The following is a 25,026-nucleotide window of genomic DNA, read 5'->3' on the forward strand; positions in this document are numbered from 1 at the left end:
GGCTGGCTTCGCGCCGGCAGAAGAGCCCGGTTTGGCCGTAACGAAAGGAGTCGTCCGTGCTGAATACGAACGTTCCCTTCCTCGTCACCAAGCTTCAGCCGCCGCGCCGGGTGCGCGGGGTGATCGCACGCCCGCGCCTGCATCCCCTGCTCGTCGAAGGCAGGGGGCGGCTACTGACGCTCGTCAAGGCGCCGCCCGGCAGCGGCAAGACGACGCTGGCACTGGGCTGGACCGACGAACTCGCGGCCAGCGGCGCCCGCGTCGCCTGGCTGTCGATCGATCCGGAAGACGACGATCCCGAACGTTTCCCGCTCTATGTCGGCGCCGCCTTGCACAAGGCCTGCCCGAGCATCTGGAACGTCAGCCAGGATCTGTCCAACCCGCTGCTGCGCTCGGTGGACTATCTGTCGGCAACGCTGGTGAACGATATCGCCGCCCTGTCGGACGAGATATTCCTCTTTCTCGACGACTATCACCTGATCACCAGCGAGCGCATCCACCAGCAGGTATCGCTGCTGCTCCGGCACGCGCCGGAGAATTTCCACCTGGTCGTTCTCGGCCGCGGTGAGCCGCCCTTGCAGCTGGCTGCCCTGCGCGCCCGGGGCGAGGTGCTCGACATCGACAGTTCGGCCCTGCGCTTCGACGTCGAGGAAACCGCGCAGCTGGTCCGCAAGGCAGGCTATGCGGACTTGCCGGCCGACGACTTGTGGGCGCTAAGTTCGGTCACCGAAGGCTGGGTCGCGGCCCTGCGCGTGGTCATGCTGTCGCTGCGCGAACAGCGCGACACCTCGACCTACCTGCGCCGGCTCTCCGGGTTGTCGAAGCCGATTTCCGGGCTTTTTGCCGAGCTTCTCGACCATCTGCCGGCCGAACTGACGGAGTTCATGCTGCGCATTTCGGTGGTCGAGCGCATTTCCGGCACCCTGGCCGAAGCGTTGACCGAACGCTTCGACGGGCAGGCCATGCTCGACCGCATCGAGCGGCAGCAGCTCTTCCTCGGCGTGCTCGACCAGGACGGTTTGTGGTTCGCCTTTCATCCGCTGTTTCGCGAATATCTGCAGCGGCGCCTGCATGGGCTGCTCGGCGCCGAGATCGTCACCCTGCACAACCGGGCGGCGAACTGGTACGCGACGCGCGAACTGTGGGCGGACGCGGTCAAGCATGCGCTGGCCGCCGGGGATTCCGCCCAGGCGCTGACCTGGATCAACCAGTGCGCGATGCCCCTGGTCGAATGCGGCGACGTGTTTACCCTGATGGCCTGGGAACGCCAGCTGCACGCCTACGTCCTGCAAAGCCCCTGCCGCTTGCGGCTGGCCCTGGCCTGGGGCCTGGGCCTGGGCATGGCCATCGAGGAGGCAGGCAAGCTGCTCGCCGGCGTCGAGGCCGACATCGAGTCGGAAAAGGGCGAGGAGGCGGAGGCCATACGTGTCGAATGCCGGGCCTTGCGCGCGATGATGATCGCTTTTTCCGACGACAGCGAGACGGCCGGCCAGCTGGCGGCGGAATGCCTGCTCGGCGGGCAGCTCGATGGCTGGGTGCGGAATGTCCTGACCACCATCGTCGCCGCCGGGCATCTGGACGCATGCCGCTGGCAGAGCCTTTACGCCATGCCGCCGCTGCGTCGCGAACCGAACGAACCCGGCCGCTACCTGATCGCCTCGGCTTACTACATGACCATCCTGGCTGCGGCGGAATTCGCGAACGGGCATCTCGACCGGGCGGCCGACTATCTGCTCGAGGCCATGCAGGCGGGAACATCGGCCCACGACGGGGTGAGCATGATGTCGGCGCTGATCGTGGGCAGGCTGTCCCTTGTCCGCTACGAGCAGAACCGCCTCGACGAGGCGTTCAAGGCTTACTCGGCGCATTGGGATGCGATCACCCTGGTCGGGTCGGTGGATTGCGTGATCGGCGCCTATCGGGTCGCCATCACCCAGGCCCGGACCACCGGCGACATCCAGCGGATGCGGGGTATCCTGAGCGAGGCGGAACGGCTGTTCGCGGCGCGGCATTGGCATCGGGCCGAGGTGGCCATGCTGGTTGAGCGCGTCCGCCTGTCCGTCGAGGACGGTCGCATCGCCGAGGCCGCAGGGTGCATGGAGCGCCTGGAGGCGCTGGCCGCCTTGACGGCGGTGCGGCCCGGCTACGGCAAAGGGGCGATTGTCTGCCACGTGGCCCTGGCGAAGGCCTGGGTCCGCATGGGGGAGGGGCGCGACAGGGCGGCCATCGAGGCACTCGAACCGCAGCTGGCGATCCTCGCCTCCCGGGGCAACATGGTCGAACTGGTGCGCCTGAATACGACCCTGGCGCTCGCCCATCTGCGCCAGGGCGATGAGGACGGCGCCCGCCGGGTGTTCGCCGAAGCCTGTCGGCTGGCGGCGCAGTCGGGCGCGGTGCGGCCGATCATCGATCAGCCGATGTCGGCGGCGCCCCTGCTGGCCCTGGTCAACGGGCACTTGCCGGCCGAGATGTTGCCGCTGCTCAGCAAGCTGCAACGCGCCCTGGTCCGCGTCGAGGTCGAGCTGAAGGAAAGCGCCAGCCCGGCCGGGGAAATGCTCAGCCCGCGCGAGCACCATATCCTGAAGCTGCTGGCCGACGGCAATTCCAACAAGGAAATCGCCCGGGCGCTGGGCATCGCGCCGGAAACGGTCAAGTCGCACCTCAAGCATGTCTATGCCAAGCTCAAGGTCGATAACCGGGCGCAGGCCGCGGCTCGCGCCCAGTCCTTGCTGAGCAGCGCCTGACCGACTGTCGGCCGAAAACAGCCCCCGTTTGCAAAAAAACGGGGGCTGTTTCTTTGTTCTGCTTTGGCGGGCGCCGGTATCGCCCGCCAGTGCTTCGTCAGTTCGTTCCGCTGCGCCGGCTGGCTTAGCCCCGGCTCATGGTTTCCACGATCGTGTGTGTGACGTCGCCCTGGATGTGCCCGGGCGCGGCGGGAATTCCCTGAAGCTCTCGAGGCGCTCCTGGATGACGCGCATCCGGTGATATCGGTTGCCATGCCAGGGTTCGTCCAATTTGTTTCGATGCTGATTTGAGCACACCGGGCGGCACTCCAATCCCCAATTCAGGGGGCGCGTCAGTGGTGGCGTAGTGGCGGGGCCGCACAGCCCGGGCGGGTTCGGCGCTCCCCCGAAAGGGGGAGTGATGCCGGCTCGCGGGGCGCCGATCATGAGCCGACGACGGACTCCGCCGGCGCTGTTGGCACCGTTGGCTGTGCAGCCGGTCCGATCGGTCTGGCACCCCTCGACTACGCATCAACATCACACCGGGCCGCGCCATCGCGGACGCGCCGGAAGGAGACCTGCATGAACCACCGGAGCATCGTCCTAGCCCGGCGTCCCGAGTCTGCCAGGCGGGTGAGCGTTCAATGAACGGCGCAACGAATGCAATAGCCGCACGCGGCAAACGAAATGCCATCGACCTGGACCTGATCCACGGTCGCCTCGAGGCCGTTCGCACGGCGCGCCGCCACGAGGACGTCCGCGAGCTCATCTATGTCATCAACGAAGGCGTGCATGGCAATCTGGGTGGGATCGGCGACCCGGTGTCGTTCAAGGCAACGTCGCCGAAAACGCGACGCCTGATTCGCAGCTATCTCGAAGAAATGGCGGCGGCGTTCGAGGACTTGGCCGATTCACCGTGCTCCGGCCGGGATCTGGAGGAGCGAATCGACCTGTTTCGTCGGGCCAGCCACTGCTATGGACGATCCGCGCTGATGTTGAGCGGGGCCGGCTCGCTGACCCCGTTTCATCTCGGGGTCGTCAAGGTGCTTGTCGAGCATGGGCAGCTGCCGAAGGTGATTTCCGGTTCGAGCGGGGGGGCGCTGGTCGCCTCGCTGGTGGCGACAAAAAGCGAAGCCGAACGCAAGGAACTCCTGACCGGCCCCGGCCTCGGACGGTTTTTCAGCGAGGCGTCTTCCAGCTCTGTCTTCTCCGGGAAAAAAAATCTCCTGCCGACGAAATTGATCGACCAAGAGGCGGTGAGGGACCTGGTCGAGGGGTGGATTCCCGACCTGACTTTTGCCGAAGCCTACGAACATTCCGGGCTGGCCCTCAATATTTCGGTAACGCCGGCCAATGTGACCGGCTCGTCGCGCTTGCTGAATGCCATTACCGCCCCACACGTCCTGATTCGGGATGCGGTGATGGCGTCCACGGCCGTGCCTGTCGTCCACCCTTCGGTCGAGCTGTTCGCCAAAACCTATGACGGCCGCCGTCGCCCCTACGTTGCGGGGCAGCGATGGATCGACGGCTCGGTTGCGCTCGATCTGCCGTCGCGCCGACTGGCCCGGCTGTACGGTGTCAATCACTTCATCACCAGCCAGACCAATCCCGTCGTGCTTTGGATACTCAAACATTCCGGGGAGTCCGGCCTGTTTCCGCGCGAGCTGGTGGCTTGGGCGACCGGCGTCTTCCGCGCCAACCTCGCCCTGTTCCGGCCGCTGACCTCCGTCCTGACCCGGAGTTTGCCGGTCGTCGATTCGATCGGCATGATGTTTCATTCCGTTGCCGCGCAGGAATATACGGCGGATATCAACATCGTTCCGGCGCGCAGCATCGTCTCCTTGCGTGAAGCCCTGTCGCCGATAGCGCTATCCACCACGCTGGAACTGGTGGCCCACGGTGAAGCACAGTGTTTGCCCCACCTGGAATTGATCGACAACTGCACCCTGATCAGCCGGACCCTCGATCGGATCAGGGGTGCCTACGACCATACATTGGTCGAAATGATGTCCGCATCATGAGTGCGAAACGGCTTCCGGGCGACCGCCAGTCCTCCCCCACGCGGGGGATGGGAGGCATGACATGGTGATGATTCAATACACACCTCCGAGAACCTTCCCGTGCGACGAAATATGCTGAAAAACGTCTATTCCTGGGGCATCCGCCGCGTCTTCGACGGGGCCTTTCGCCTGACGATGAAAAGGCTCTGGAGAAGAAAGGATCTGACCGCTGCGGAACTGCGTCGCCGAACCGAGGCGGTCAGCCATCTCTTGGATAAGAACGTCAGACCCGGCAAGCCCGAGGCCTTCGGGCCGGGCCTGGAGGGCGAGTGGTTCGCGCCGGATGGCCGCGATGACTGCAAAGCGGTCGTGCTTTACCTGCACGGTGGCGCGTTCGTGACCTATCCGGTCGGAAGCTACCGGCGCTTTTCCCAGGCCCTCGCCAACCTGCTGCAAGCCCGGGTATTTCTGCCGAACTATCGCCTCGCGCCGGAACACCCCTACCCGACGCCGGGCGACGATTGCCTGGCGGCCTATCGGCAGGTCCTCGCCGGGCTTGGCGGCAACAGCGAGCACCTGGTTGTCGGCGGGGATTCAGCGGGGGGAAACCTGACCCTGGCGACCCTGATTCGGGCCCGGGATGAAGGATTGGCGCTGCCGCGATGCGCATTCGCGTTTTCGCCGGTCACCGATCTGACCTTCAGTGGCGCCTCGGTCAATGAGAACGAGCGCACTGACGCGATGTTCACCAAGGCGGCGATCGGCTTCGTGCGGGGCGTCTACCTGAGCGCGCCGGCCGATGTAACCCGGCCGGATGCCTCGCCGCTGTTTGCCGACCTCACTGGCCTGCCGCCCTTGCTTTTCCAGTGCAGCAGCTCGGAAATGCTCCGCGACGACTCGGTACGCATGGCCGAACGCGTCCGCGCCGCGGGCGGTAGCGCAGAATTAGCCATGTGGCGCGACCTGCCGCATGTCTTCCAACTGGTCGATGCTTTTACTGAAACCAGACAGGCGCGGACGCAGCTGCGCCAATTCGTCGATCGAAACCTGACACGATGACAACAAAACTTCATTGAACTGAGGAGCTGTCTCATGAAAAAGATGGATATCCCTTATCTCGACCTGATGTTTCTGCTCGGCGAGTCCAAGGACATTACGCAACACGTTGGCGGCCTGATGGTTTTCGAAAAGCCGTCCGCCAAAGTCGGGTGGAACCTCGAAGACCTGACCGATTACCTGCGCGCGCAAACACCGGTATACCCCTTCAATGTCATTCCCGAATTCGGTTTGTTCGGCCGGCCATCCTGGCAGACGGTCGCCAAGATGGATATGGCGCAACACATCCGGCGCGCCAGCCTTCCGGCGCCCGGCACGCCGCGCCAACTGGATGAGTTCGCCGCGGAACAGCATGCGATCGGGTGCGACCGCAGCAAGCCATTGTTCGAGGTCATCGTCATCGATGGCCTTGAAAGCGGCGGCTTCGCGATCTACGTCAAGATCCATCATGCGATCATCGATGGCGCCTCGGGATTGGCGCGAATCCTGGCTTCCCTCAGCGCGGACCCGGCGGAAGAATTCAAGAAACCGCTGTTCGCGGTCGAATTCCCGGACTCCCGACATAGCGCTCCCACCGATCTGGTCGGCCAGTTGTCCAACACTGTCACGGATTTCACGCGTCAGATACTGTCCCTCGGTGAAATGCTTAATACGGTGCTCTCCGGCAAGCTGTTCGGTGCACTTTCGGGGGGGCTGGATCTCTCAAGCCTTCCGTTCACGGCACCGAAGACGCGCTTCAACGGCCCCATCCGCTACGGACGCACGCTGGGGCGCATGGGCCTGCCGATCAAACCGATGCAGGCCATCGCCAAGTCGATGGGCGGCACGCTGAACGATGCGCTCCTGGCCGTTGTCGATGGCGGCTCCCGGCGCTACCTCAAGGCACTCGGCGAAACCCCGTCCCGTCCTCTCGTCGGATTGATCCCCGTTTCACTGCGCGACCCGGACGACAAGGAGGCCGGCACCAAGATTTCCGTGATCTTGTGCCCGCTCGGCCAGAGCGACGCGACGATGGCGGAGCGACTGCCCCAAATCATCGCCAACATGGACAGCGCCAAGCGCGAAATCCGCAAGCTCTCCAAAGCCGCTGCGGCGAGTTATTCGACAACGCTCTTCTTGATCGCCCAAGGTTTGAACGCGACCCAACTGGCTATGCCGGCTGCCACGTTCACGGTGTCCAACGTCCCGGGAACACGGGATCAGATGTATCTGGGCGGGGTGCGCCTTGAGTCGTTCCATCCCATGAACATCATCGGCACAGGTGTCGGCGTCAGTTTCACTGTGCTGGGTGTGGGCCCTGTGCTCGAACTCGGCATCATCTCCAGCCACGATATCGTGCCCGACCCCGAAAGGCTGGTCGCCTGCTGCCAGGAGGCATTCGACGAGTTGCTGGCCTTGGCCGGCAAAAATGCGGCCGCCAAGTCCGTCGAAACCGACGGCAAAGCCAGCGCCGACGCGCCCATCGAGGCGGCCGCGAAGGCCCCCGCACGCAAGCGGGCGGCGGCGACGCGCACGACGAAGGGCGGCGCCAAGAAGGTTATCGCGAGTTGATTAGGGCGAACACCCTAAGTACCCGACCTGATTAGGTTTCGCCGACTACGCAACCGCGGCGAAACTTCGTCCTGCAACATGAACATCACCCACTCGCACACAAAGGAATCAATATGAGCATAGACGCCATCGTCGCCAGCACCCAGAGCATCATTGCCAACCAGCGCCGCGCCGCGCTCGCCCTGATCGACGCCCAGTGCGGCGGCCTTGGCCGCCTCGGGAGCTTCCCGGTCGGCGTCGTCAAGGCGGTCAGCCGCGAGCAGGAGTCGCAAATTCAGTCGCTCGCCAACCGGGCCGGCGAGACCATCGAAGTCCAGGCCGAGTCCCTGATCAGGATCTACGGCGACCAGGCACGCCGTACCGTCGGCTGGGCAGCCGATTTCGCCGAAGAGCAGGCGACGAAGCTGACCGGCAAGCTGTCGATCGGCAATGTGGACCTCGATCGTTTCATTGCACCGGGTTTCAACGTGCTCGAAAAGCTCACCGATCAAATCGCCCGGGTGGCGGGTGAAGTGGCGCGCGTGGTCGAAGTGGCGCCGTGTCCTGTCGAAGTGATCGAATCCGCAGCACGCGCTGAAACGTCGGTCAAGCCGTCGACCCGCAAGGCCACGGCTGCTGCCGCCAAGGCAGAGTAAGCCTTTCGCCCGATCGAACACGATCGCGGGAACCGGTGTTTCCTTCGATCGTGTTTTTTGCATTTCAGAATCACCCCCGGAAGAAGTTCATGTCGTCCGGATGTCTTGGAACGGAGTGACTGAATCCATGAGTTGGCAAAACTCCCTGCTCAAGACCTACCTGCGTGTCGGCGTGAAGTCGCGCTTGAAGGAGGCTTCCCTGGCCTCATCGCGGGAAGCCATCGATGGCTATCTCGATCGCTACATGCCGCCGCCGCCGCGCGAACTGGACGTCGAAGCGATCGATGAGGCCGGATTTCGCGGCGAACGGATCGCGCACCGGCAGCCGTGCGGCACCGCCTCCATCCTCTACCTGCACGGTGGCGCATTGATGTCGGGCTCGGTGCAAACCCACCGCGGTACCACCTGTGGACTCGCCATGGAGCGCGTCGGCACGGTATGGGCGCTCGACTATCCGCTTGCCCCGGAACACGCCCTCAGCGAAATCGAGGCCAGCGTAGACGCCGCCTTCGAATATGTCCTGGATCACGCCGGCGATCCAGGATCCGTCATCCTGGCAGGCGACCAGGCGGGCGCGTGGCTTGCCATGCGGCTGGCGATCCGGCTGCGCGACCAGGGCAAACCGCAACCGGCGGCGCTGGTCATGCTCTGCCCATTCTTCGATCCGCTGATGCGCGCGGAATCGCTCGACCGCAATCACGAGGCGGACCCGATCACGTCCCGGAACGTGATTGAGGGCGCACTCGATATGGTATTCGGCCCCTTGGCGCAGCGGGATCCGGCACATTCGCTGCTCGAAGCGAATCTCGAGGGCTTGCCCCCGGTGCTGCTGCAATGTTCCGATCTGGACATGCTGCGCGATGACGGCGTGCGAATGGCCGAAGCGCTCGATGCGCAAGGCGGATCGGCAAGACTGGAAGTGTGGAAGGGCGTTCCCCCGGGCTGGCACGTGTTCTGGTGGAAACTTCCCGAAGCCCAATCCGCGCTTCGTGCCGCCGCCAAATTCATCTTGAACGAGATCGGCTGAACATCAGGCCCAAGCGAGACAAATCATGACCAAGAAGACGATATCCACCGAACCGGCGGCAACCGGGACGGCTCGGACCCGGAAGGGCATTGCGCGTAGCGCCATCGATACCAGCGAGAACATCGCCAATCTGCTGCTTGAAAAGAACCGCGAGCTCTGGCTTGCCGGTCTGGGGGCGCTCGGCTCGATCGGCCGCAGCACCACAGCCACGGCAGCCCCCGGCCTGCCGTCCTTCGAGAACCTGGTAAGCGCCGGACGATCGCTCGAAGAGCGTTCGCGCTCCCTGGTGGACGATTCGACCGAGGCCGCGCAGCGCTCGGTCAAGACGCTGGCCTTGCGGGTCGACGAACAGCTCGGGCAATTCGAAGGCGTTTTCGACCGGCGTGTATGCGACGCTCTGGCCCGCCTCGGAATTCCCCACCGGGCAGAACTAAGCGCGCTGCTCATGCGCATCGAAGCACTCGAGACCGAGGTTCGCGAACTCCGGGCCACGAAGCAGCCGGCCCGGCGAGGCTCTGCGAACTCCTGAGCAAGGCATCGATGAGAACCCGCGACCGGATTCTCGAGCAGGCGCGCGTGCTCTTCAACGATCAGGGGGTTGGGCGCGTCGCGCTCAACCAGATCGCGCTCGACCTTGAGATGAGCGCCGGCAACCTGCATTACCACTTCAACACCCGCGCCAAGCTGATTTCCGCGCTGATCGCACGCTTCGAGCGTGCGGTCGGCGAAATTTCATCGGCCGCCCCGGACCATTACGGCGGAATCGATGACTTCTGGATGTATCTGCACCTGCTGCTTGAGGTCTGCCTGCGCTATCGCTTCGCCTTGCGCGACCTCGATCAGGTGCTGGCCGAAACACCGGATGCACAGGCCAGCCTGCAGCGGATTCGCGGCGCCATCGAGCATGCGATGACCAGAGCGTGCAAGGGCATGCAGGAAGCCGGACTGATCGAGGTCGATGACGAAGTGATCGTCGAACTCGCAGTTCACCTCAGCTTCATCGTCTGCTGCTGGCCGAATTTCGAACTCCTTGCCCGTGAGGGAAGCAACGCCGGCAGCGCACTCGAGACCACCGCACTCAGGGCACTCGCCCCGCTGGCACCTTATCTCGATCCAAACCAGCGCGCTTATCTGCGCTTCCTGCGGAACAAATACCTGCCGGCGGGAGCCCCGCACGCCGTGGTCTAGGCGGGGCCCTTGTCCGCCCTCCCTGTTCGGGGGACTCAAGCGGCCCGCAGCAGGCCATAGCATGACCCCGTCAGACCATCTGACCGTTTGACCCGAGTTCCAACCCTTGAACGGAGAGCGCAGCATGAAAACCACCATCGAGATCGATTGCACCCCGGAAGAAGCACGCCGTCTGGCTGGCCTTCCTGATGTGACGAAAGTCAATGAAGCCTATGTCGACAACCTGACCAAACTCGTCCAGGGCGGGGCGAGCATCGAACAACTCTCGCAACTGGGCCAGTTGATTTCGCCGCTGGGTAACGCCGGCCTGAATCTGGTCCAGCAACTCATGCAGGTCGGCACGGGGGCCGTGCTCAACGCCACGCGCAAGGAGAAGTAAGCGGCGCCGCCACGAGGCGGCCCCCTGGTGCGCCCCCCGGTCCGGGGGGCGCGTGGCCGGTCTAAAGTATCTTCCCCGGGTTCAGCAGGCTTGCCGGATCCAGTGTTGCCATGCCGCGCGCCCCGAGGTCGAGCGGAAGGGGGCGGTCGTGCCGATCCTCGGCTCCCTGCAGGGTGACGCCGGCCTGCACTGTCAGCGGGTCGATGTCCTCGCTGGAGCGCATGCGCTCCAGCGAGGGGATCATCTGGTGCGATTCCGCGTCGACACCATGAACGAGGCAGGTCAGGCCGCCCTGAGGCACGATCTGGACCCGGTGCGCGTGGCCACCACGCAGCATGCCGGTGTCGGTACGGCATGGGTAGGGAAGGTGTTTTCCATGTTCAAACCTCTTGCCTGGTGGCCGCTGCTCGTCAGTTCGTTCCGCTGCGCCGGCCGGCTTCGACCCGGCTCATGGTTTCCCGGATCATGCGCGTCATGTCGCCCTGGAGTGCGCCCGCGCGCGGCGGGAATTCCTTGAAGCTCTCCAGGTGTTCCTGCATCAGGCGCAGGGCCGGTAGATAGACCCAGCCCTTGCCTTCGACCCAGGCCCGGTTTACGTCGCCGTCCTGGCGCTCGAAGGGGTCCATCAGCAGGTTGGTGATGTTCGGCCGGCCATAGGGCTGCAGGGCGTCCTCCCACTTGCCGTTGCGCTTCGAGGCGAAGCTGATTTTCCAGGGGCCGAGGCGGATGGCGGTCAGGTCGCGCTCATCGTAGTAGAACAGATGGTTGCGGGCCGATTTCGGGCTCTTGCCGGTCAGGAAGTCGCTCTGGTCGAAACCGTCGAGGTGCACCTTGAAGGTCGTCGCGCCGTATTGCTGGCCCTTCTTGAGCTTGGCGACAGTGTCCGGCTCGCCGGCGATGCTGGCCAGGGTCGGGAACCAGTCTTCCATCGCCACGATGTCGGCCGACACGCTACCCGGCTTGACCTTGCCCGGCCAGCGCACGAGCGCCGGAACGCGCACGCCGCCTTCCCAGGTCGTGCCCTTGTCGCCGCGGAACGGCGAGGTGCCGCCTTCCGGCCACATGTACTGGTAGGCGCCGTTGTCGGTCGTGTAGATCACCAGGGTGTTGTCGGCGATGCCCAGCTGGTCGAGCTGCTTGAGGATTTCGCCGACATGGCCGTCGTGCTCGGCCAGGCCGGCTCCGTAGTTGTCGCTGGCCGAGGCCCGCGAAGTGCCCTTGACGCCATCCTTCAGGTGGGTGAAGACGTGCATGCGGGTGGTGTTGTGCCACAGGAAGAAGGGCTTGCCCTGCTTGGCCTGGCGGGCGATGAAGTCCTTCGACTTGGCGAGGAGTTCGTCGTCCACGGTTTCCATCCGCTTCGGCGTCAGCGGCCCTTCGTCCTGGGTCGGGCCGTCGGCGGTGCCGGAAATGATGCCGCGCGGCAGGAAAGCCGTGCTGTTGCCCATGATGCGGGCACGGTCGGGGTCGTAGGGTTCTTCCTGGGCGTTCAGGTGGTAGAGGTTGCCCCAGAACTCGTCGAAGCCGCGGCGATGCGGCAGGCTGGCTTCGGTGTCGCCGAGGTGGTTCTTGCCGAATTGCCCGGTGGCGTAGCCCTTGGTCTTGAGCACTTCGGCGAGGGTCACGTCTTCCTTTTTCAGCCCGGTGGGCGAACCCGGCAGGCCGACCAGGGTCAGTCCGGTGCGCACCGGCAACTGCCCGGTGATGAAGGCGGCGCGTCCGGCCGTGCAGCTCGGGTGGCCGTAGAACGAGGTCAGGCGCATGCCTTCCTTGGCCAGCCGGTCGATGTTGGGCGTCTGGACCCCCATGATGTCGCCGCCGAAGGACGAGATGTTCATGTAGCCGATGTCGTCGCCGAAGATGACGACGATGTTCGGTTGTTTCGCTGGCGCCGCCCACGCGCCGTTGCTTAGCGCAGCGGCGGCGAACAGGATCAGGCTGAGCAGTAGTCGGAATCTCATTTTGTCTCCTCGTGTTTTGGTTCCGGGAGACCGCCACCCGTCGGGGGCAACGGTCCATTGGGCCAATATACCGTCGCCATCCGGTGGAAATATCCCCTGAAAGGGGTAGTCCCGAAAAAAATGCCGCCCCCCCCCTTGTTGGGGGATTCTTCAGGGGGTTGCCGGGGGTAACTATTGCATCAACGAAATCGCGCATGGAAATCCGGTGGGGATGGGCGGCGCGGATCGTGAATAAAAAGCAGATCGTCTCGAGGCGGTCGCGAGGAGACTGAAATGAAAAAGGCTAGGCAATTGCAGCTCGCCGTCGTGGCGCTGACCCTGGGCTTCGGTTCGGGCAATGAAATCCGCACGGCATCGTCGCCGATATTGCAGGCGCAGGGCGACACCGCGCAGGTCTTCACGCACCAGGCCGGAGAGCTGGGCGTGGCCTGGTCCACCGGTTCCGGCGGCAAGGGCTGGTCGGACATGTTCATGTAGTCGGGGCCACCCCCGACGGCTGCGCGATGCCCCCCCCCGTTGGGGGATTCTTCCAGGCTGTTGCAGCGGCAAACATGGCATCAACGAAACCGGGCACGTGAATCCACGGCGCGGATCGCAGATAAGAAGCGGATCGCCACAATCGCAATCGATTGTCGAACAAGGTGTCGCGAGGAGACTGAAATGGAAAAAACAAAGCAGTTGCTGGCAGTGGTTTCGGCCCTGGCACTCGGCTTCGGGCTGAGCAGCGAGGCGCTGACGGCCGGCGCATCGGCGCCGGTGCGCATCAATCCCGAGCGCGTTCTCGCGCTGGACATCGGCAAGCATGGCGAGACCGTTTTTGCGGTCGGCGAGCGGGGTTTGGTCTGGAGCGCCGAGTCCGGCAAGGATTGGTCGGCCCAGAGGACCTCGACCAGCCGCACCCTGACCGCCATCGCTTTTGGCGACGGGGCGAGCGGCGTCGCCGTCGGGCATGCCGCATCGCTGTTCAGGACCGAGGATGGCGGCAAGAACTGGGTGCCGGTCAAGGTCGATGCCGGGCCGAGCGACGCGCTGCTGGGCGTCACCTGCCTGGGTGGCGAGCGTTTCGTCGCCTACGGCACCTTCGGCCTTTATCTGGAAAGCACCGACGGCGGCAAGACCTGGAGCCGCGAGTCGATCAAGATTCAGGAAAGCGCCGGCGCATCGTCGCCGGCGGATGGTGAAGGCGAGTTCGACCGGCACATCATGAAGATCGTCCGCCTCGACAAGAAGCTGCTGCTCATCGGCGAGTCCGGAACCCTCGCCGAATCGGCGGACGAAGGGAAGTCCTGGCGGCGCCTGGCGGTGCCCTACGAGGGCTCCTTCTTCGGGGCCGTCGTCAGCCAGCGGGGTGCCGTCGTGCTGCACGGCATGCGCGGCAATGTTTTCCGCTCCACCGACGGCGGCGCCAGCTGGACGCGCATTCCCCTCAATACCGTCAGCGCGGTGAATGGCGGCACGGTGCTCGCCGACGGCCGCATCGTCCTGGTCGGCAACAACGGCCTGGTCGCCGTCAGTGCCGACGACGGCGCCAGCTTCAAGACGGGCGCCACCCGGGGCGGCGGCGATATCTCCCAGGCGGTCGAGGCGAAAGCCGGCTCCCTGCTGGTCGCCGGCGCTTCCGGTATCCGCCAGTTCGATCTGGACTCCTTGAAGAATTAAGCAAAGCGAGCCTTCCATGAGCATTCACGTACATATCGAAGACGAACCGGGGTTGAGCGAGAAGGACTTCTCCTCCAACTTCATCGGCCGGGCAGCATTGTGGATCTTCCGCCTGCGGCAGCCGCTGCTGCTGCTCTTCATCCTGATCACCATCGTGCTTGGCTATTTCGCCACGCAACTCAAGGTCGAGGCGGGCTTCTCGAAGATGCTGCCGCTCAAGCACGAGTACATGCAGACCTTCCTGGAGAACGAGAACACCTTTGGCGGGGCCAACAAGGTCCTGATCGCCATCAAGAGCAAGAACGGCGATATCTACAACAAGGAGTTCATGGATACCCTGCGCAAGGTGACCGACGACGTGTTCTTCGTCCGCGGCGTCGAGCGCAGTTCGGTGACCTCGCTGTTTTCGCCGAATGTCCGCTACCACGAGGTGGTCGAGGACGGCTTCCGCGGCGGCAACATCGTCGACTCCGATTTCGCCGGAACGCCGCAGCAACTGGCCGCCGTTCGCGAGAACGTGCTGAAGTCGTCGTGGGTCGGGCGCATCGTCGCCAACGACCACAGCTCGGCCATGGTGGTGGCAACCCTGCAGGAGCAGGACCCGCAGACCGGCGCCCGGCTCGACCTGCAGGAGGTGGCCAAGCGCCTGGAGGAAATCCGCGGCAAATACGAGAACGACGCCGTGTCGCTGCACATCATCGGCTTCGCCAAGTCGGTGGGCGACATCGCCAGCGGCGCCAACGGCGTCATCGCGTTCTTCGCCGTCGCCTTCCTGATCACCGCCGCCGTTCTCCGCTGGTACTCCGGTTCGACCATGCTGACCGCCTGGGCGCTGATCTGCGCGGTGGTCCCCGTGATCTGGCTGCTCGGCCTGCTGCCGCTGCTCGGCCTGGCGCTCGACCCGATGTCCATCCTGGTTCCCTTCCTGATCTTCTCGATCGGGGTGTCGCACGCGGTGCAGATGACCAACGCGTGGAAGCTGGAAACCCTGAAGGGAGCGGACGGGGTGACTGCATCGCGCATCTGTGTGCTGAAGCTGTTTGTTCCCGGTGCCATGGCCCTGGTTGCCAACGCCCTCGGTTTCCTGGTGATCGCTTTTGTCGATATCGAAATGGTGCGCGAGCTCGCCCTGACCGCCACGCTCGGCGTCACGGTGATGATCGTCACCAACAAGATGCTGTTGCCGATCCTGCTCTCCTACATGAAGATCTCGGCGAAATCGGCACAGAAGCTGGCCGGCAAGGAAACCGCCGGCGATGCGCTGTGGGAGCGCATCGGCCCGCTGGCCACGCGGCGCGGCAGCATTCCGGCGCTGCTCGTCGGTCTGGTCCTGCTGGTCGCCGGCGGCATGATCGCCACGGATCTGAAGATCGGCGACCTGGGCAAGGGCGTTCCCGAGTTGCGCCCGGACTCCCGCTACAACCAGGACGTCGAGGTCATCACCAGCAAGTTCAACATCGGCATCGACCTGATGCAGGTGCTGGTCGAGGCCAAGGGCATGACCGCTCCCTGTACCGACCGCAACGTGCTCGACAAGATGGACGAGTTCGAATTCCTGATGCGCCAGAACCCGGGTGTGCAGAGTGTCGTCGGCATGCCCAGTATCATCAAGGTCGGCACCCAGCAGTATGGCGAGAACTTCGTCAAGTGGCGCGCCATCCCGGAAGACAAGGCGCAGATCGCGCAGGGTGTGACGGTGGCCAACCGCTACGGCAACGAGTTCATGACGCCGGGCTGCCAGCTGATGCCGATTTCCATCTACACGCGGGATCACCAGGCGACGACCATTGCCGGCATCGTCGACCAGGTCAAGGATTTCCAGGCGGCCAACGCGGCCGACGAGGTCAAGTTCAAGCTCGCGCTGGGCAACGTCGGGGTCATGGCGGCCACCAACGAGGCCGTCGCCGCCGCCGACAAGTGGGTCAACCTGGCGCTGTTCGTGTCGGTGGCCGGTCTGTGCCTGCTGACCTTCCGCTCGCTGGCCATCACGCTGTGCATCGTCATCCCGCTCGGCATCGTCACCGTGTTGTGCAATGCCGTCATGGCGACGCTCGGCATCGGGGTCAAGGTCAATACGCTGCCGGTTGTCGCCCTGGGTGTCGGTGTCGGCGTCGACTACGGCATCTATCTTTTCGAGCGCATGAAGCACGAGATGCAGGGGCGCGGTCATTCGCTGAAGGACGCCTATGTGATTGCCCTCAAGCAGCGCGGCACGGCATCGGTGTTCACGGCGGTGACGATGACCATTTCGGTCATCACCTGGACCTTCTCTGCACTGAAGTTCCAGGCGGACATGGGCATCCTGCTGGCCTTCATGTTCCTGGTGAACATGATCGGCGCCATCTTCCTGCTGCCGGCACTGGCGGCGTGGCTGGTGCGCCCGGCGGCGAGCGGGCACAAGCATTGAAAAAAGCCGGGCCGACGAGCCCGGCCAGGGGAATCAACAATTGATAGACGTACATAAACCACCAAAGGAGGTTGGAATGAGGAAGGTAGAAAGGACATGGCACCGGAAGACAGCCGCAGCAGCTGTCATGGCGTGCTTCGCTGGCGGAGCGGCTGCCGTTCAGTTTGAGACAGAAAACGGTTGGCAGGGGAGCTGGACGAACACCCTTTCCGTCGGTGCCTCGTGGCGCGCGGAGGGTCAGGACAACGACCTGGTTCCGCGCAACGCGGCCTCTTTTGGCATGGTCAACGGCAGCCCGAGCAGTTATCCGAATACCGGTAACGGCAAGAAGATCGGCAACCTGAACTACGACAAGGGAGACATGTACTCCCTGGTTTACAAGTTCCTGAGCGAATTTAACGTGAAGCGGGACAGGACGGCGGTCGTCGTCAGCGCCAAGGGTTGGTACGACCAAGCGCAGAAGGATGGCAGCGTTCCCTGGGGCAACATGGCGGCGTGGGGAGGAACCCGTTCGGCATCCAACCCGGCGCAGCCAACGAATGAACCGCTGTCGGATGCCGGCGCACCGGTCCTGTCGCGTTTCGCCGGGGTTGCCCTGCTCGATGCCTACGTTTCGCAAGGCTTCGATGTCGGCGATGCGCCGTCGCAGGTGCGCGTCGGCCGCCAGGTCGTCAACTGGGGCGAGGGCCTGTTTATCCGCGGCCTGAACCTGCATAACGCCATCGACGTGCCGGCCGCCCGGCGCGCCGGTTCGGAAATCAAGGAAGCGCTGCTGCCGACCCTCGCGCTGCAGGCCAGCACCACCTTGCCGATCGGGGTTTCGCTCGAAGGTTTCTACCAGTTGCGCTGGGAGCCGAGCGCCGTGGATTACTGCGGCACCTTCTGGAACATGTCGCATTCGACGATCGGACCCAAGGCCGGACGTTGCAACGTGATGGAGGCAGTGGCAGCTGGCGGCAACCTGGCGACGATGCAGGGCGGGATCATCACGGTTCCCCAGGCCGACGGCAAGGAGCCGAACAAGGCCGGTGCGTGGGGTCTGGCGACCCGCTTCCCGATCGACGCGATCGACACCGAATTCGGCCTGTATGCGATGAACATGTCGGCCGCCTTGCCGGCGGTGAGTGCGCGGGGCACGGTAGCGGGTAGCGGCTTCATCAACGTGACGACCGCAACGATGCAATTCGATTATCTCGACAACATCAAGGTCTACGGTGCCTCGGCAGCCACCAATCTGTTCGGCTGGTCGGTCGGTGCCGAGTTGAGCTACCACCAGGGCATTCCTGTCAATTATTACGAAGAGGACATGAAGAACTCGCTGGGTACGGCGGGTCCGCTGCAGGCCAAGTTCCGGCAACAGTTCGCCGGCAAGACCGGCCAGATTGTCTCCTTCGACTTCTACGAGCGCTTCAACAAGACCCAGTTCACCCTGAACGGCTTGAAGACCTTCGATAGCCTGGCCAGCTATGTCGGCGCGAACCAGCTGAATGTGCTGGGCGAAGTCGGTTTCGAGTGGAACAACGTCCCCGACTACAAGTCGGCGGGCAGCGCACGTTTCGGTCGCGGCGGTCCGCTGGCGAACGATGCCGGCGGCAACATAACGACTGCCTGCAACGATACTGGAGCCGCCCAGTGGTGCAAGAACGACGGCTTCGTCACCCCCTTCTCCTGGGGCTATCGCCTGCGCGGCCAGCTGACCTATTCGGGTATTTTCGGTTCCGGCTGGGAAGCCAAGCCGACGCTCTTCTTCGCGCATGACGTGCAGGGCGTTTCGCTCGACGGGCAGTTCCAGGAAGACCGCAAGACCCTCGGCCTTGGCGTCGAATTCAACCTCGACAAGAAGCACACCATCTACACCAATTACACGACTTACACCGGGAAGTGGAACCTGACCAGGGACCACGACAACCTGAGCGTGGCCTATTCCTACAAATTCTGATTCTGGAGACGAAAACCATGATCAAACTGCATAAAACTCCTGTTGCCGTGGCCCTGCTGGCCGGCCTGGTGGCGATTCCCGCCCATGCCAAGCTGACCAGCGAAGAGGCGGCGCGGCTGGGCAAGGACCTGACGCCGCTGGGCGGCGAAATGGCCGGCAACAAGGAAGGGACCATCCCGAAATACACGGGCGGCCTGACGACCCCGCCGGCCTGCTTCAAGCCGGGCGTCGAATACTGCGACCCGTTCTCCGGCGACAAGCCCAAGTTCACCATTACGCCGGCCAACGTCGGGCAGTACAAGGACCAGCTGCCGGCCGGCGCCCTGGCCATGTTCCAGAAGTATTCGACCTTCAAGATGCCGGTGTACGAAACGCGCCGCACCGCAGCCGTTCCCCGCGACATTGCCGAAACGGTGAAGAAGGAAGCGACGCAGATCGAGCTCGATGGCTTCGGCCTGACCAAGCGCGTCAATTCGACGACGCCTTTCCCGATTCCCAAGAACGGCCTGGAAGCGATCTGGAACCACATCCTGCGTTACATGGGCGGCGGCTTGGTCCGTTCGCAGGTTGCCGTTCCCGTGCGTGCCAACGGCCAGTACTACCTGACCATTACCGAAGAGCAGCGGATCTTCAACCAGAACATGGACAAGCCGCAGGAGAACCGTCTGCTCAACTTCAAGCAGCGGATCCTGGAGCCGGCCAGCCTGGCCGGTACCGTTCTGCTCGTTCATGAGCCGGTCGAGCAGGCCAAGGAAGCCCGTTCCGCCTGGGTTTACAACACCGGCCAGCGTCGTGTGAAGCGGGCCCCGGACGTCGCCTACGACGGTGTCGCCGACGGCACCGAAGGCCTGCGCTTCCACGATCAGTACGATGCCTACAATGGCGCGCCGGATCGCTACGACTGGAAACTCGTCGGCAAGAAGGAAATGTACATTCCCTACAACGCCTACAAGGTCGGCGAGAAGAGCCACAAGTTCGACGAGATCCTGACCAAGAACCACGCCAATCCGGACCTGATGCGTTACGAGCTGCACCGCGTCTGGGTCGTCGAGGCGACGCTCAAGGCGGGCCAGCGCCACAATTTCAGCAAGCGCGTCTTCCTGTTGGACGAGGATAGCTGGAACGTCGTCTGGGAGGATGCCTACGACGGTCGTGGCGACCTGTGGCGGGTGCAGATGCACGGTGTCGTCCAGTTCTACGATGCCCTGACTACTTCGGCACGCTACAACTCGTATCACGATCTCAATAACGGCACCTACCTGATGATGGGGCTGGACAACGACCGCAAGGGCACCTTGCAGTTCAACCAGAAGGGCAAGATGGCCGACTTCATGCCGGACGCCTTGCGTCGCGAAGGGCAGTAAGCCAGGGGACGCCCCGGCCATCCGGCCGGGGCGTCCAATGCTTTTTCCTGACATGAGGATGCCAGCCGGGAATGCCGGCATGGCTGGGAGTTTTGGATGAACGAGCTTCGGCATGACGTGTGCGGAGAGGTGGCCCCTTTGTTGTATTGCCTAACGGCGGCGTTGGACGACGCGTCCGGCTCCGCGGAAGCACTGCGCTATGCCCAGGACTGCGAGGCGAGGGCAGCGTATCTGCCGAAACTTCTGGCGGCCGCACCGGCCAGCGCGTTGTGCGAAATCGCCATCGTCGGCGCCGGGATCATCGGGACCGGCATCGCCATGGCCTTTGCCGACCAGGGGATTCCCGTCACCCTGCTCGATCGGCAGCAATCGGCCCTCGACGGCGCGCTTTCCCTGATCGGCGAGCGCTACGAGAACAGCGTGCGCAAGGGAAAAATCGCCGAGGAGGAGGGCCTGCGCAGAATGGGCCTGGTCAGCTCCACACTCGATTACGACGATATTCGCGATGCCGACCTGGTCATCGAGGCGGTATACGAGGAAATCGGCACCAAGGAAGAGGTTTTCAGGCAACTCGACCAGGTGCTGAAGCCGGGGGCCATCCTGGCCACCAGTACCTCGACGCTCGATGTCGAGGCCATCGCCGCCTTCACCGACCGTCCGGCAGCGGTGATCGGGCTGCACTTCGTCAGCCCGGCCCACAAGATGCCCTTGCTCCAGGTCGTGCGCGGGCAACAGACGGCGGACGATGCGCTGAATTCCGTGGTGCGCCTGGGCCAGGTGCTCAACAAGCTGGTCGTCGTTTCACATGCCGCCAGCGGCCTGATCGGCAACCACCTGCTCGACCAGTACTGGCGCCAGGCCCTGTTCCTGGTCGACGAAGGCTGCTCCGTCGTGCGCATCGACTCGGTCATGGAAGCCTGGGGCATGGCCATGGGGCCGTTCCGCATGATGGATATGGTCGGCAACGACCTGCACTGGGCCATCCGTCGTCGCCACTACATCGAGGAGCCGCATCTGCGCTATTCGCGCATTGCCGACCAGCTGTGCGAACTGGGCCGTTTCGGCCGCAAGTCGGGCGCCGGATGGTACCGCTACGAAGGGCGCGAGAGCGCGCCCTATCCGGACGGCGCCGTCGATGCGCTGATCAGGAAACACCGCTTGCAGACGGCTGCCGTCCAGCGCGAGGTGAGCGACGAAGAGATCGTCAACCGGCTGGTCTTAGCGCTGGTCAACGAGGGTGCGCGCATTCTCGACCGCGACTCCGCCCTTGCTCCGCAGGACATCGACACGGTGTATGTCGCCGGCTACGGCTTCCCGCGTTTCCGGGGTGGGCCGATGTATTACGCCGACAGCGTAGGCATTGATGGCGTGCTTGACACGATGGCGCAGTTTGCCGGGCGGGCCGGAATGGATTCGGGTTTCTGGAGGCCGGCAGCGCGACTTGTTGACGTCGCGGAAAAACATGAGCGTCTGATTTCATCAAAATTTCAAGGGTAAACAAAAATGCTATTGCGCTGCTGGAGCGCGGTTTTTGGATTGGCTTTGAGTCTCTGCTGTGCTGCCGCGCATGCGCAGGACCCGTTCATTGCGGCTCGGCAGGTGTCCGAAACCCTGCAACCGGCCCGCCAGCACGCCGACCAGGAGGCCAGCGTAGCGAAACGCCTGAAGGCGCTGGAGGCGAAAACCGGCCGCAAGCCCAATATTTTGATCCTGCTGGTCGACGACATGGGCTGGGGCGACCCCGGCGCCTTCGGCGGCGGGACGGCCATCGGTGCCCCGACCCCGGCCATCGACCGCATCGCCCGCGAGGGTCTGAAGCTGACGTCAACCTATGCTCAGCCGACCTGCACGCCGACCCGCGCAGCGATGATGACCGGGCGTCTGCCGGCCCGCACCGGCCTGACCCGCCCGACGCTGACCGGCGAACGGGTTCTGGTCAGCCCCTGGGCTAACGAAAAATCGGCCGCCGCGCTGCTCAACGAAAGCGGTTACATGACCGCGCTGTCCGGCAAGTGGCATCTCGGCGAGGCCGAGACCGACCATCCGCAGCAGGTGGGGTATGACGAATATCTCGGTATTCTCGGCGTGCTCAGCGAATACACCCAGGGCCTGGATGAGCGTCGTTATCCGGAACTCGTGCATAACGCCGAACGTATGGCGGCGCTGCGCAAGCTGAGCAATCCGGCGGTGATGGCCGCGCGCAAGGGCGAGAAGAGCAGGGTGGTAACGCGCCTTGATTCTCTGGACAAGGTTGCCGAGATCGACCAGCAATTTGCCGCGTATTCGGAAGACTTCATCCACCGTGCCGCCCAGGCCAAGAAGCCGTTCTACCTGGTGCATTCCTTCTCCCGCGTGCATAACGACAACTTCCCGGCCAAGGATTTCAAGGGCAAGAGTCCGGCTGCCAATCCCTACAAGGATGCCGTCATCGAGGTCGACGCGATCGTCGAGCGTCTGATGAAGAAGTTGAAGGATGAAGGCATTGCCGACAACACCCTGGTCTTCTTTACCTCCGACAACGGGGCCAACGAGGATGCGGGGTCGGATGGCGGTTTCCATCCCTGGCGCGGCGGCAAGGGGACGACCTGGGAAGGCGGCGTCCGCGTGCCGGGCATCGCCTACTGGCCGGGGATGATCAAGGGCGGCCGCGAGAGCGACGGCCTGTTCGACCTCCTGGATATCTTCAATACCAGCATTCGCCTGGGCGGCGGCAAACTGCCGGACGACCGCTATATCGACGGCGTCGACCAGACCTCCTTCCTGCTGGCCGACAATGGCCAGAGCAACCGCGAGGCGGTCTTCATGTACAGCGAGCGCAACCTGACGGCGATGCGCTGGGAAGAGTTCAAGATTCACTTCAAGGTCTTCCAGACGCCGATCCCGGGTTCGAATATCGACGAATCCGTGCTGGTCTCGGCCGGTCTATCGCCCTGGGTGTACAACCTGTATCTCGATCCCAAGGAACAGAAGAGCGTCGGCCACCGGACTTTCGAGTGGGGTCTGCCGCGTGTTGTTGGCCTGGTCGGCAAGCACATGGAGACCTATCGCAAGTATCCGATGAAAGACCTCGGGTTAATCAAGCCCGTGCAATGAGGCCTTGGCGGGCACGGTGCCAGCCAGACAAGAGATAAAGGTGAACAGCAATGCCAAAAAAAGAAGTTAGCCAGTTGCGCAGCCACCGCTGGTTCGGCGGCACGCCAAAATCAACCGAACATACCGGCCATGCCCTGCAGGCGGGGTTTGGCCGGGAGGAGTTCGAGGGGCGGCCGGTGATCGGCATCATCAATACCTGGAGCGACATGAATCCCTGCCACGCCCACCTGAAGGACCGGGCCGAGGCCGTCAAGCGCGGGGTGTGGCAGGCCGGCGGCTTCCCGGTCGAATTGCCCGCCATGTCGCTCGGCGAGGGCTATGTCAAGCCGTCGAGCATGCTCTACCGCAACTTCCTGGCGATGGAGACGGAAGAACTGCTGCGCTGCCATCCCATCGACGGCGCCATCCTGCTCGGCGGTTGCGACAAGACCACGCCGGGTCTGCTGATGGGCGCCATCAGCATGAATATCCCGACCATCTTCTGTCCGGCCGGCTTCACCATGGGCGCGACCTTCCGCGGCGAGCGCTTCGGCAGCGGTACCGGCGGCTTCCGCTGGGCGCCCGAATTGCTGGCCGGCAAGCTGTCGCTGGATGAATGGCAAACCGTCGAGCAGAAACTGTGGAGTTCGCCGGGCACCTGCAACGTCATGGGCACCGCTTCGACAATGACTGCCCTCGCGGAGGTTCTTGGCATGTCGCTGGCCGGCAATTCGTCGGTACCGGCCATGGATTCCCGGGGGCACCAGATGGCCGCCGCCGCCGGCCGCCGGATCGTCCAGATGGTGTGGGACGACATCAAGCCCAGCGACATTCTCGGCGACGCGTCGTTTCGCAATGCCGCGAAGACCTGCCTCGCGCTGGGCGGTTCGACCAATGCCGCCATCCACCTGATCGCGCTCGCCCGCCGCGCCGGCGCCAGCTTCACGCTCGAGGATTTCGACGCCATCGGGCGGCAGGTGCCGGTGCTGGCCAACGTGCAACCCTCCGGGCAGTACATCATGCCGGAGTTCGCCGACGCTGGCGGCCTGCTCGCGATGCTCACCCGCATGGCCGATTTGCTGGAACTGGATTGCATGACGGTGACCGGCGCCACGCTGGGCGAGAATATCCGCACGGCACGGGTGGAAAACGATGACATCATCCGCTCGCTGGACAATCCGGTGGCCACCGAGGCGCTGGCCGTGCTCAAGGGCAACCTGGCGCCGAACGGCTGCGTGATCAAGCCCAGCGCGTCGGACCCCGCCTTGCAGCGGCATCGCGGGCGTGCGGTCGTTTTCGAGAATGCCGACGATCTCGCCGCGCGCATCCACCATCCCGACCTGGATGTCGATGCCTCCTGCGTGCTCGTGCTGCGCAACGTCGGACCACAGGGCGGCCCCGGCATGGCCGAGAACGGCATGGTCCCCATTCCCAAGAAACTGGTGGAGCAGGGCGTTCGCGACATGGTGCGGATCAGCGATGCGCGCATGAGCGGTACCAGCTTCGGCACCTGCGTCCTGCACGTCAGCCCCGAATCCTGGATCGGCGGTCCGCTGGCCCTGGTCAACAATGGCGACGAGATCGAGATCGACGTCCCGGCGCGAACCATCGCGCTGTGCGTCGACGAGGCCGAGCTGGCAAGGCGGCGCCAGGCCTGGCAGCCGCCGGCGCCGCATTTCCGTCGCGGCTGGGGGCAACTGTTCTCGCAGCACGTGACCCAGGCCGACCAGGGATGCGATTTCGACTTCCTGGCCAGTCGCGAACCCAATCCGGAACCGGCCATACACGGCAAGATTTAGCAGTAAGCATTGCAAAACCAGCCTTTGAGTACCGAACGACCGCCACCCGCGAGGGAGTGCGGTCGTTTCGTTTGCGGATCGCTTTCATCCGCCCCGGATTGCCGGCCAAAAGGCCCATTTGGGGGATAGAACAGCCCTTTCCGTTCAGCGAACATCAAGCTCACCTAATATGTTTGATTCCTTGTGGATTCAGACACCATCAAAGGAGAACCGCTTGAACAAGCTGATCGTGAAGAAAGCTGCCGTACTGGGCGCTGGCGTGATGG

Annotated in this window: 19 protein-coding genes; 17 read left to right on the forward strand and 2 right to left on the reverse strand. The window is 63.9% G+C overall.

Translation table 11 applies throughout. The features are described from left to right. Positions 1-56: 56 nt before the first annotated feature. From Q0P59_RS13745 to Q0P59_RS13785, 9 genes are all read left to right on the forward strand, one after another. Positions 57-2,744: a LuxR C-terminal-related transcriptional regulator gene (locus Q0P59_RS13745; RefSeq protein ID WP_295007199.1), complete on the forward strand. Its 2,688-nt coding sequence runs from the start codon at positions 57-59 to the stop codon at positions 2,742-2,744. Positions 2,745-3,367: 623 nt separating this feature from the next. Next, positions 3,368-4,744, forward strand: coding sequence for a DUF3336 domain-containing protein (locus tag Q0P59_RS13750; RefSeq protein WP_295007201.1), 1,377 nt, complete (start codon positions 3,368-3,370; stop codon positions 4,742-4,744). 111 nt (positions 4,745-4,855) lie between these two features. After that, positions 4,856-5,782 (forward strand): alpha/beta hydrolase, encoded by a 927-nt coding sequence (locus Q0P59_RS13755; RefSeq protein WP_295007203.1) that lies wholly within the window; start codon positions 4,856-4,858, stop codon positions 5,780-5,782. A gap of 33 nt (positions 5,783-5,815) precedes the next feature. Then, positions 5,816-7,330: a wax ester/triacylglycerol synthase family O-acyltransferase gene (locus Q0P59_RS13760; RefSeq protein WP_295007205.1), complete on the forward strand. Its 1,515-nt coding sequence runs from the start codon at positions 5,816-5,818 to the stop codon at positions 7,328-7,330. A gap of 113 nt (positions 7,331-7,443) precedes the next feature. Next, positions 7,444-7,965: a hypothetical protein gene (locus Q0P59_RS13765; protein ID WP_295007207.1), complete on the forward strand. Its 522-nt coding sequence runs from the start codon at positions 7,444-7,446 to the stop codon at positions 7,963-7,965. A 127-nt stretch (positions 7,966-8,092) separates the two neighbouring features. Beyond that, positions 8,093-8,992, forward strand: a complete 900-nt coding sequence (locus Q0P59_RS13770) for an alpha/beta hydrolase fold domain-containing protein (RefSeq protein WP_295007209.1) — start codon at positions 8,093-8,095, stop codon at positions 8,990-8,992. Positions 8,993-9,017: 25 nt separating this feature from the next. Then, positions 9,018-9,521: a phasin family protein gene (locus Q0P59_RS13775; RefSeq protein WP_295007211.1), complete on the forward strand. Its 504-nt coding sequence runs from the start codon at positions 9,018-9,020 to the stop codon at positions 9,519-9,521. An 11-nt stretch (positions 9,522-9,532) separates the two neighbouring features. Then, entirely contained in the window at positions 9,533-10,180 is a 648-nt protein-coding gene (locus Q0P59_RS13780) for a TetR/AcrR family transcriptional regulator (protein WP_295007213.1), read from the forward strand. 124 nt (positions 10,181-10,304) lie between these two features. Further along, on the forward strand, positions 10,305-10,559 hold the full coding sequence (locus Q0P59_RS13785; RefSeq protein ID WP_295007215.1) for a DUF6489 family protein: 255 nt from the start codon (positions 10,305-10,307) through the stop codon (positions 10,557-10,559). A 61-nt stretch (positions 10,560-10,620) separates the two neighbouring features. Here Q0P59_RS13785 and Q0P59_RS13790 read toward each other — a convergent pair whose 3' ends face one another. Both Q0P59_RS13790 and Q0P59_RS13795 read right to left on the reverse strand, forming a co-directional pair. Next, positions 10,621-10,860, reverse strand: a complete 240-nt coding sequence (locus Q0P59_RS13790) for a hypothetical protein (RefSeq protein ID WP_295007217.1) — start codon at positions 10,858-10,860, stop codon at positions 10,621-10,623. Positions 10,861-10,969: 109 nt separating this feature from the next. Then, a complete protein-coding gene (locus tag Q0P59_RS13795) occupies positions 10,970-12,520 on the reverse strand; it encodes an arylsulfatase (RefSeq protein ID WP_295007220.1) in 1,551 nt (516 codons plus the stop codon). A 273-nt stretch (positions 12,521-12,793) separates the two neighbouring features. Between Q0P59_RS13795 and Q0P59_RS13800 the strand changes: the two genes are divergently transcribed. From Q0P59_RS13800 to Q0P59_RS13835, 8 genes are all read left to right on the forward strand, one after another. Beyond that, positions 12,794-12,997, forward strand: a complete 204-nt coding sequence (locus tag Q0P59_RS13800; RefSeq protein ID WP_295007222.1) for a hypothetical protein — start codon at positions 12,794-12,796, stop codon at positions 12,995-12,997. Positions 12,998-13,180: 183 nt separating this feature from the next. Continuing rightward, positions 13,181-14,179: a YCF48-related protein gene (locus Q0P59_RS13805; protein WP_295007224.1), complete on the forward strand. Its 999-nt coding sequence runs from the start codon at positions 13,181-13,183 to the stop codon at positions 14,177-14,179. A 16-nt stretch (positions 14,180-14,195) separates the two neighbouring features. Beyond that, entirely contained in the window at positions 14,196-16,586 is a 2,391-nt protein-coding gene (locus Q0P59_RS13810) for an MMPL family transporter (RefSeq protein ID WP_295007225.1), read from the forward strand. Positions 16,587-16,662: 76 nt separating this feature from the next. After that, positions 16,663-18,525: a DUF1302 domain-containing protein gene (locus Q0P59_RS13815; RefSeq protein ID WP_366090814.1), complete on the forward strand. Its 1,863-nt coding sequence runs from the start codon at positions 16,663-16,665 to the stop codon at positions 18,523-18,525. A 17-nt stretch (positions 18,526-18,542) separates the two neighbouring features. Beyond that, positions 18,543-19,889, forward strand: coding sequence for a DUF1329 domain-containing protein (locus Q0P59_RS13820; protein ID WP_295007229.1), 1,347 nt, complete (start codon positions 18,543-18,545; stop codon positions 19,887-19,889). 96 nt (positions 19,890-19,985) lie between these two features. Continuing rightward, positions 19,986-21,386, forward strand: a complete 1,401-nt coding sequence (locus tag Q0P59_RS13825; RefSeq protein WP_295007231.1) for a 3-hydroxyacyl-CoA dehydrogenase — start codon at positions 19,986-19,988, stop codon at positions 21,384-21,386. A 45-nt stretch (positions 21,387-21,431) separates the two neighbouring features. Then, positions 21,432-22,982 carry an arylsulfatase gene (locus Q0P59_RS13830; RefSeq protein ID WP_295007233.1) on the forward strand — a complete coding sequence of 517 codons (1,551 nt, stop codon included), beginning with the start codon at positions 21,432-21,434 and terminating at the stop codon, positions 22,980-22,982. A 50-nt stretch (positions 22,983-23,032) separates the two neighbouring features. After that, on the forward strand, positions 23,033-24,760 hold the full coding sequence (locus Q0P59_RS13835; protein ID WP_295007235.1) for an IlvD/Edd family dehydratase: 1,728 nt from the start codon (positions 23,033-23,035) through the stop codon (positions 24,758-24,760). Positions 24,761-25,026 lie beyond the last annotated feature (266 nt).

The sequence above is a fragment of the uncultured Dechloromonas sp. genome (assembly GCF_945957265.1).
Taxonomy (GTDB): Bacteria; Pseudomonadota; Gammaproteobacteria; order Burkholderiales; family Rhodocyclaceae; genus Azonexus.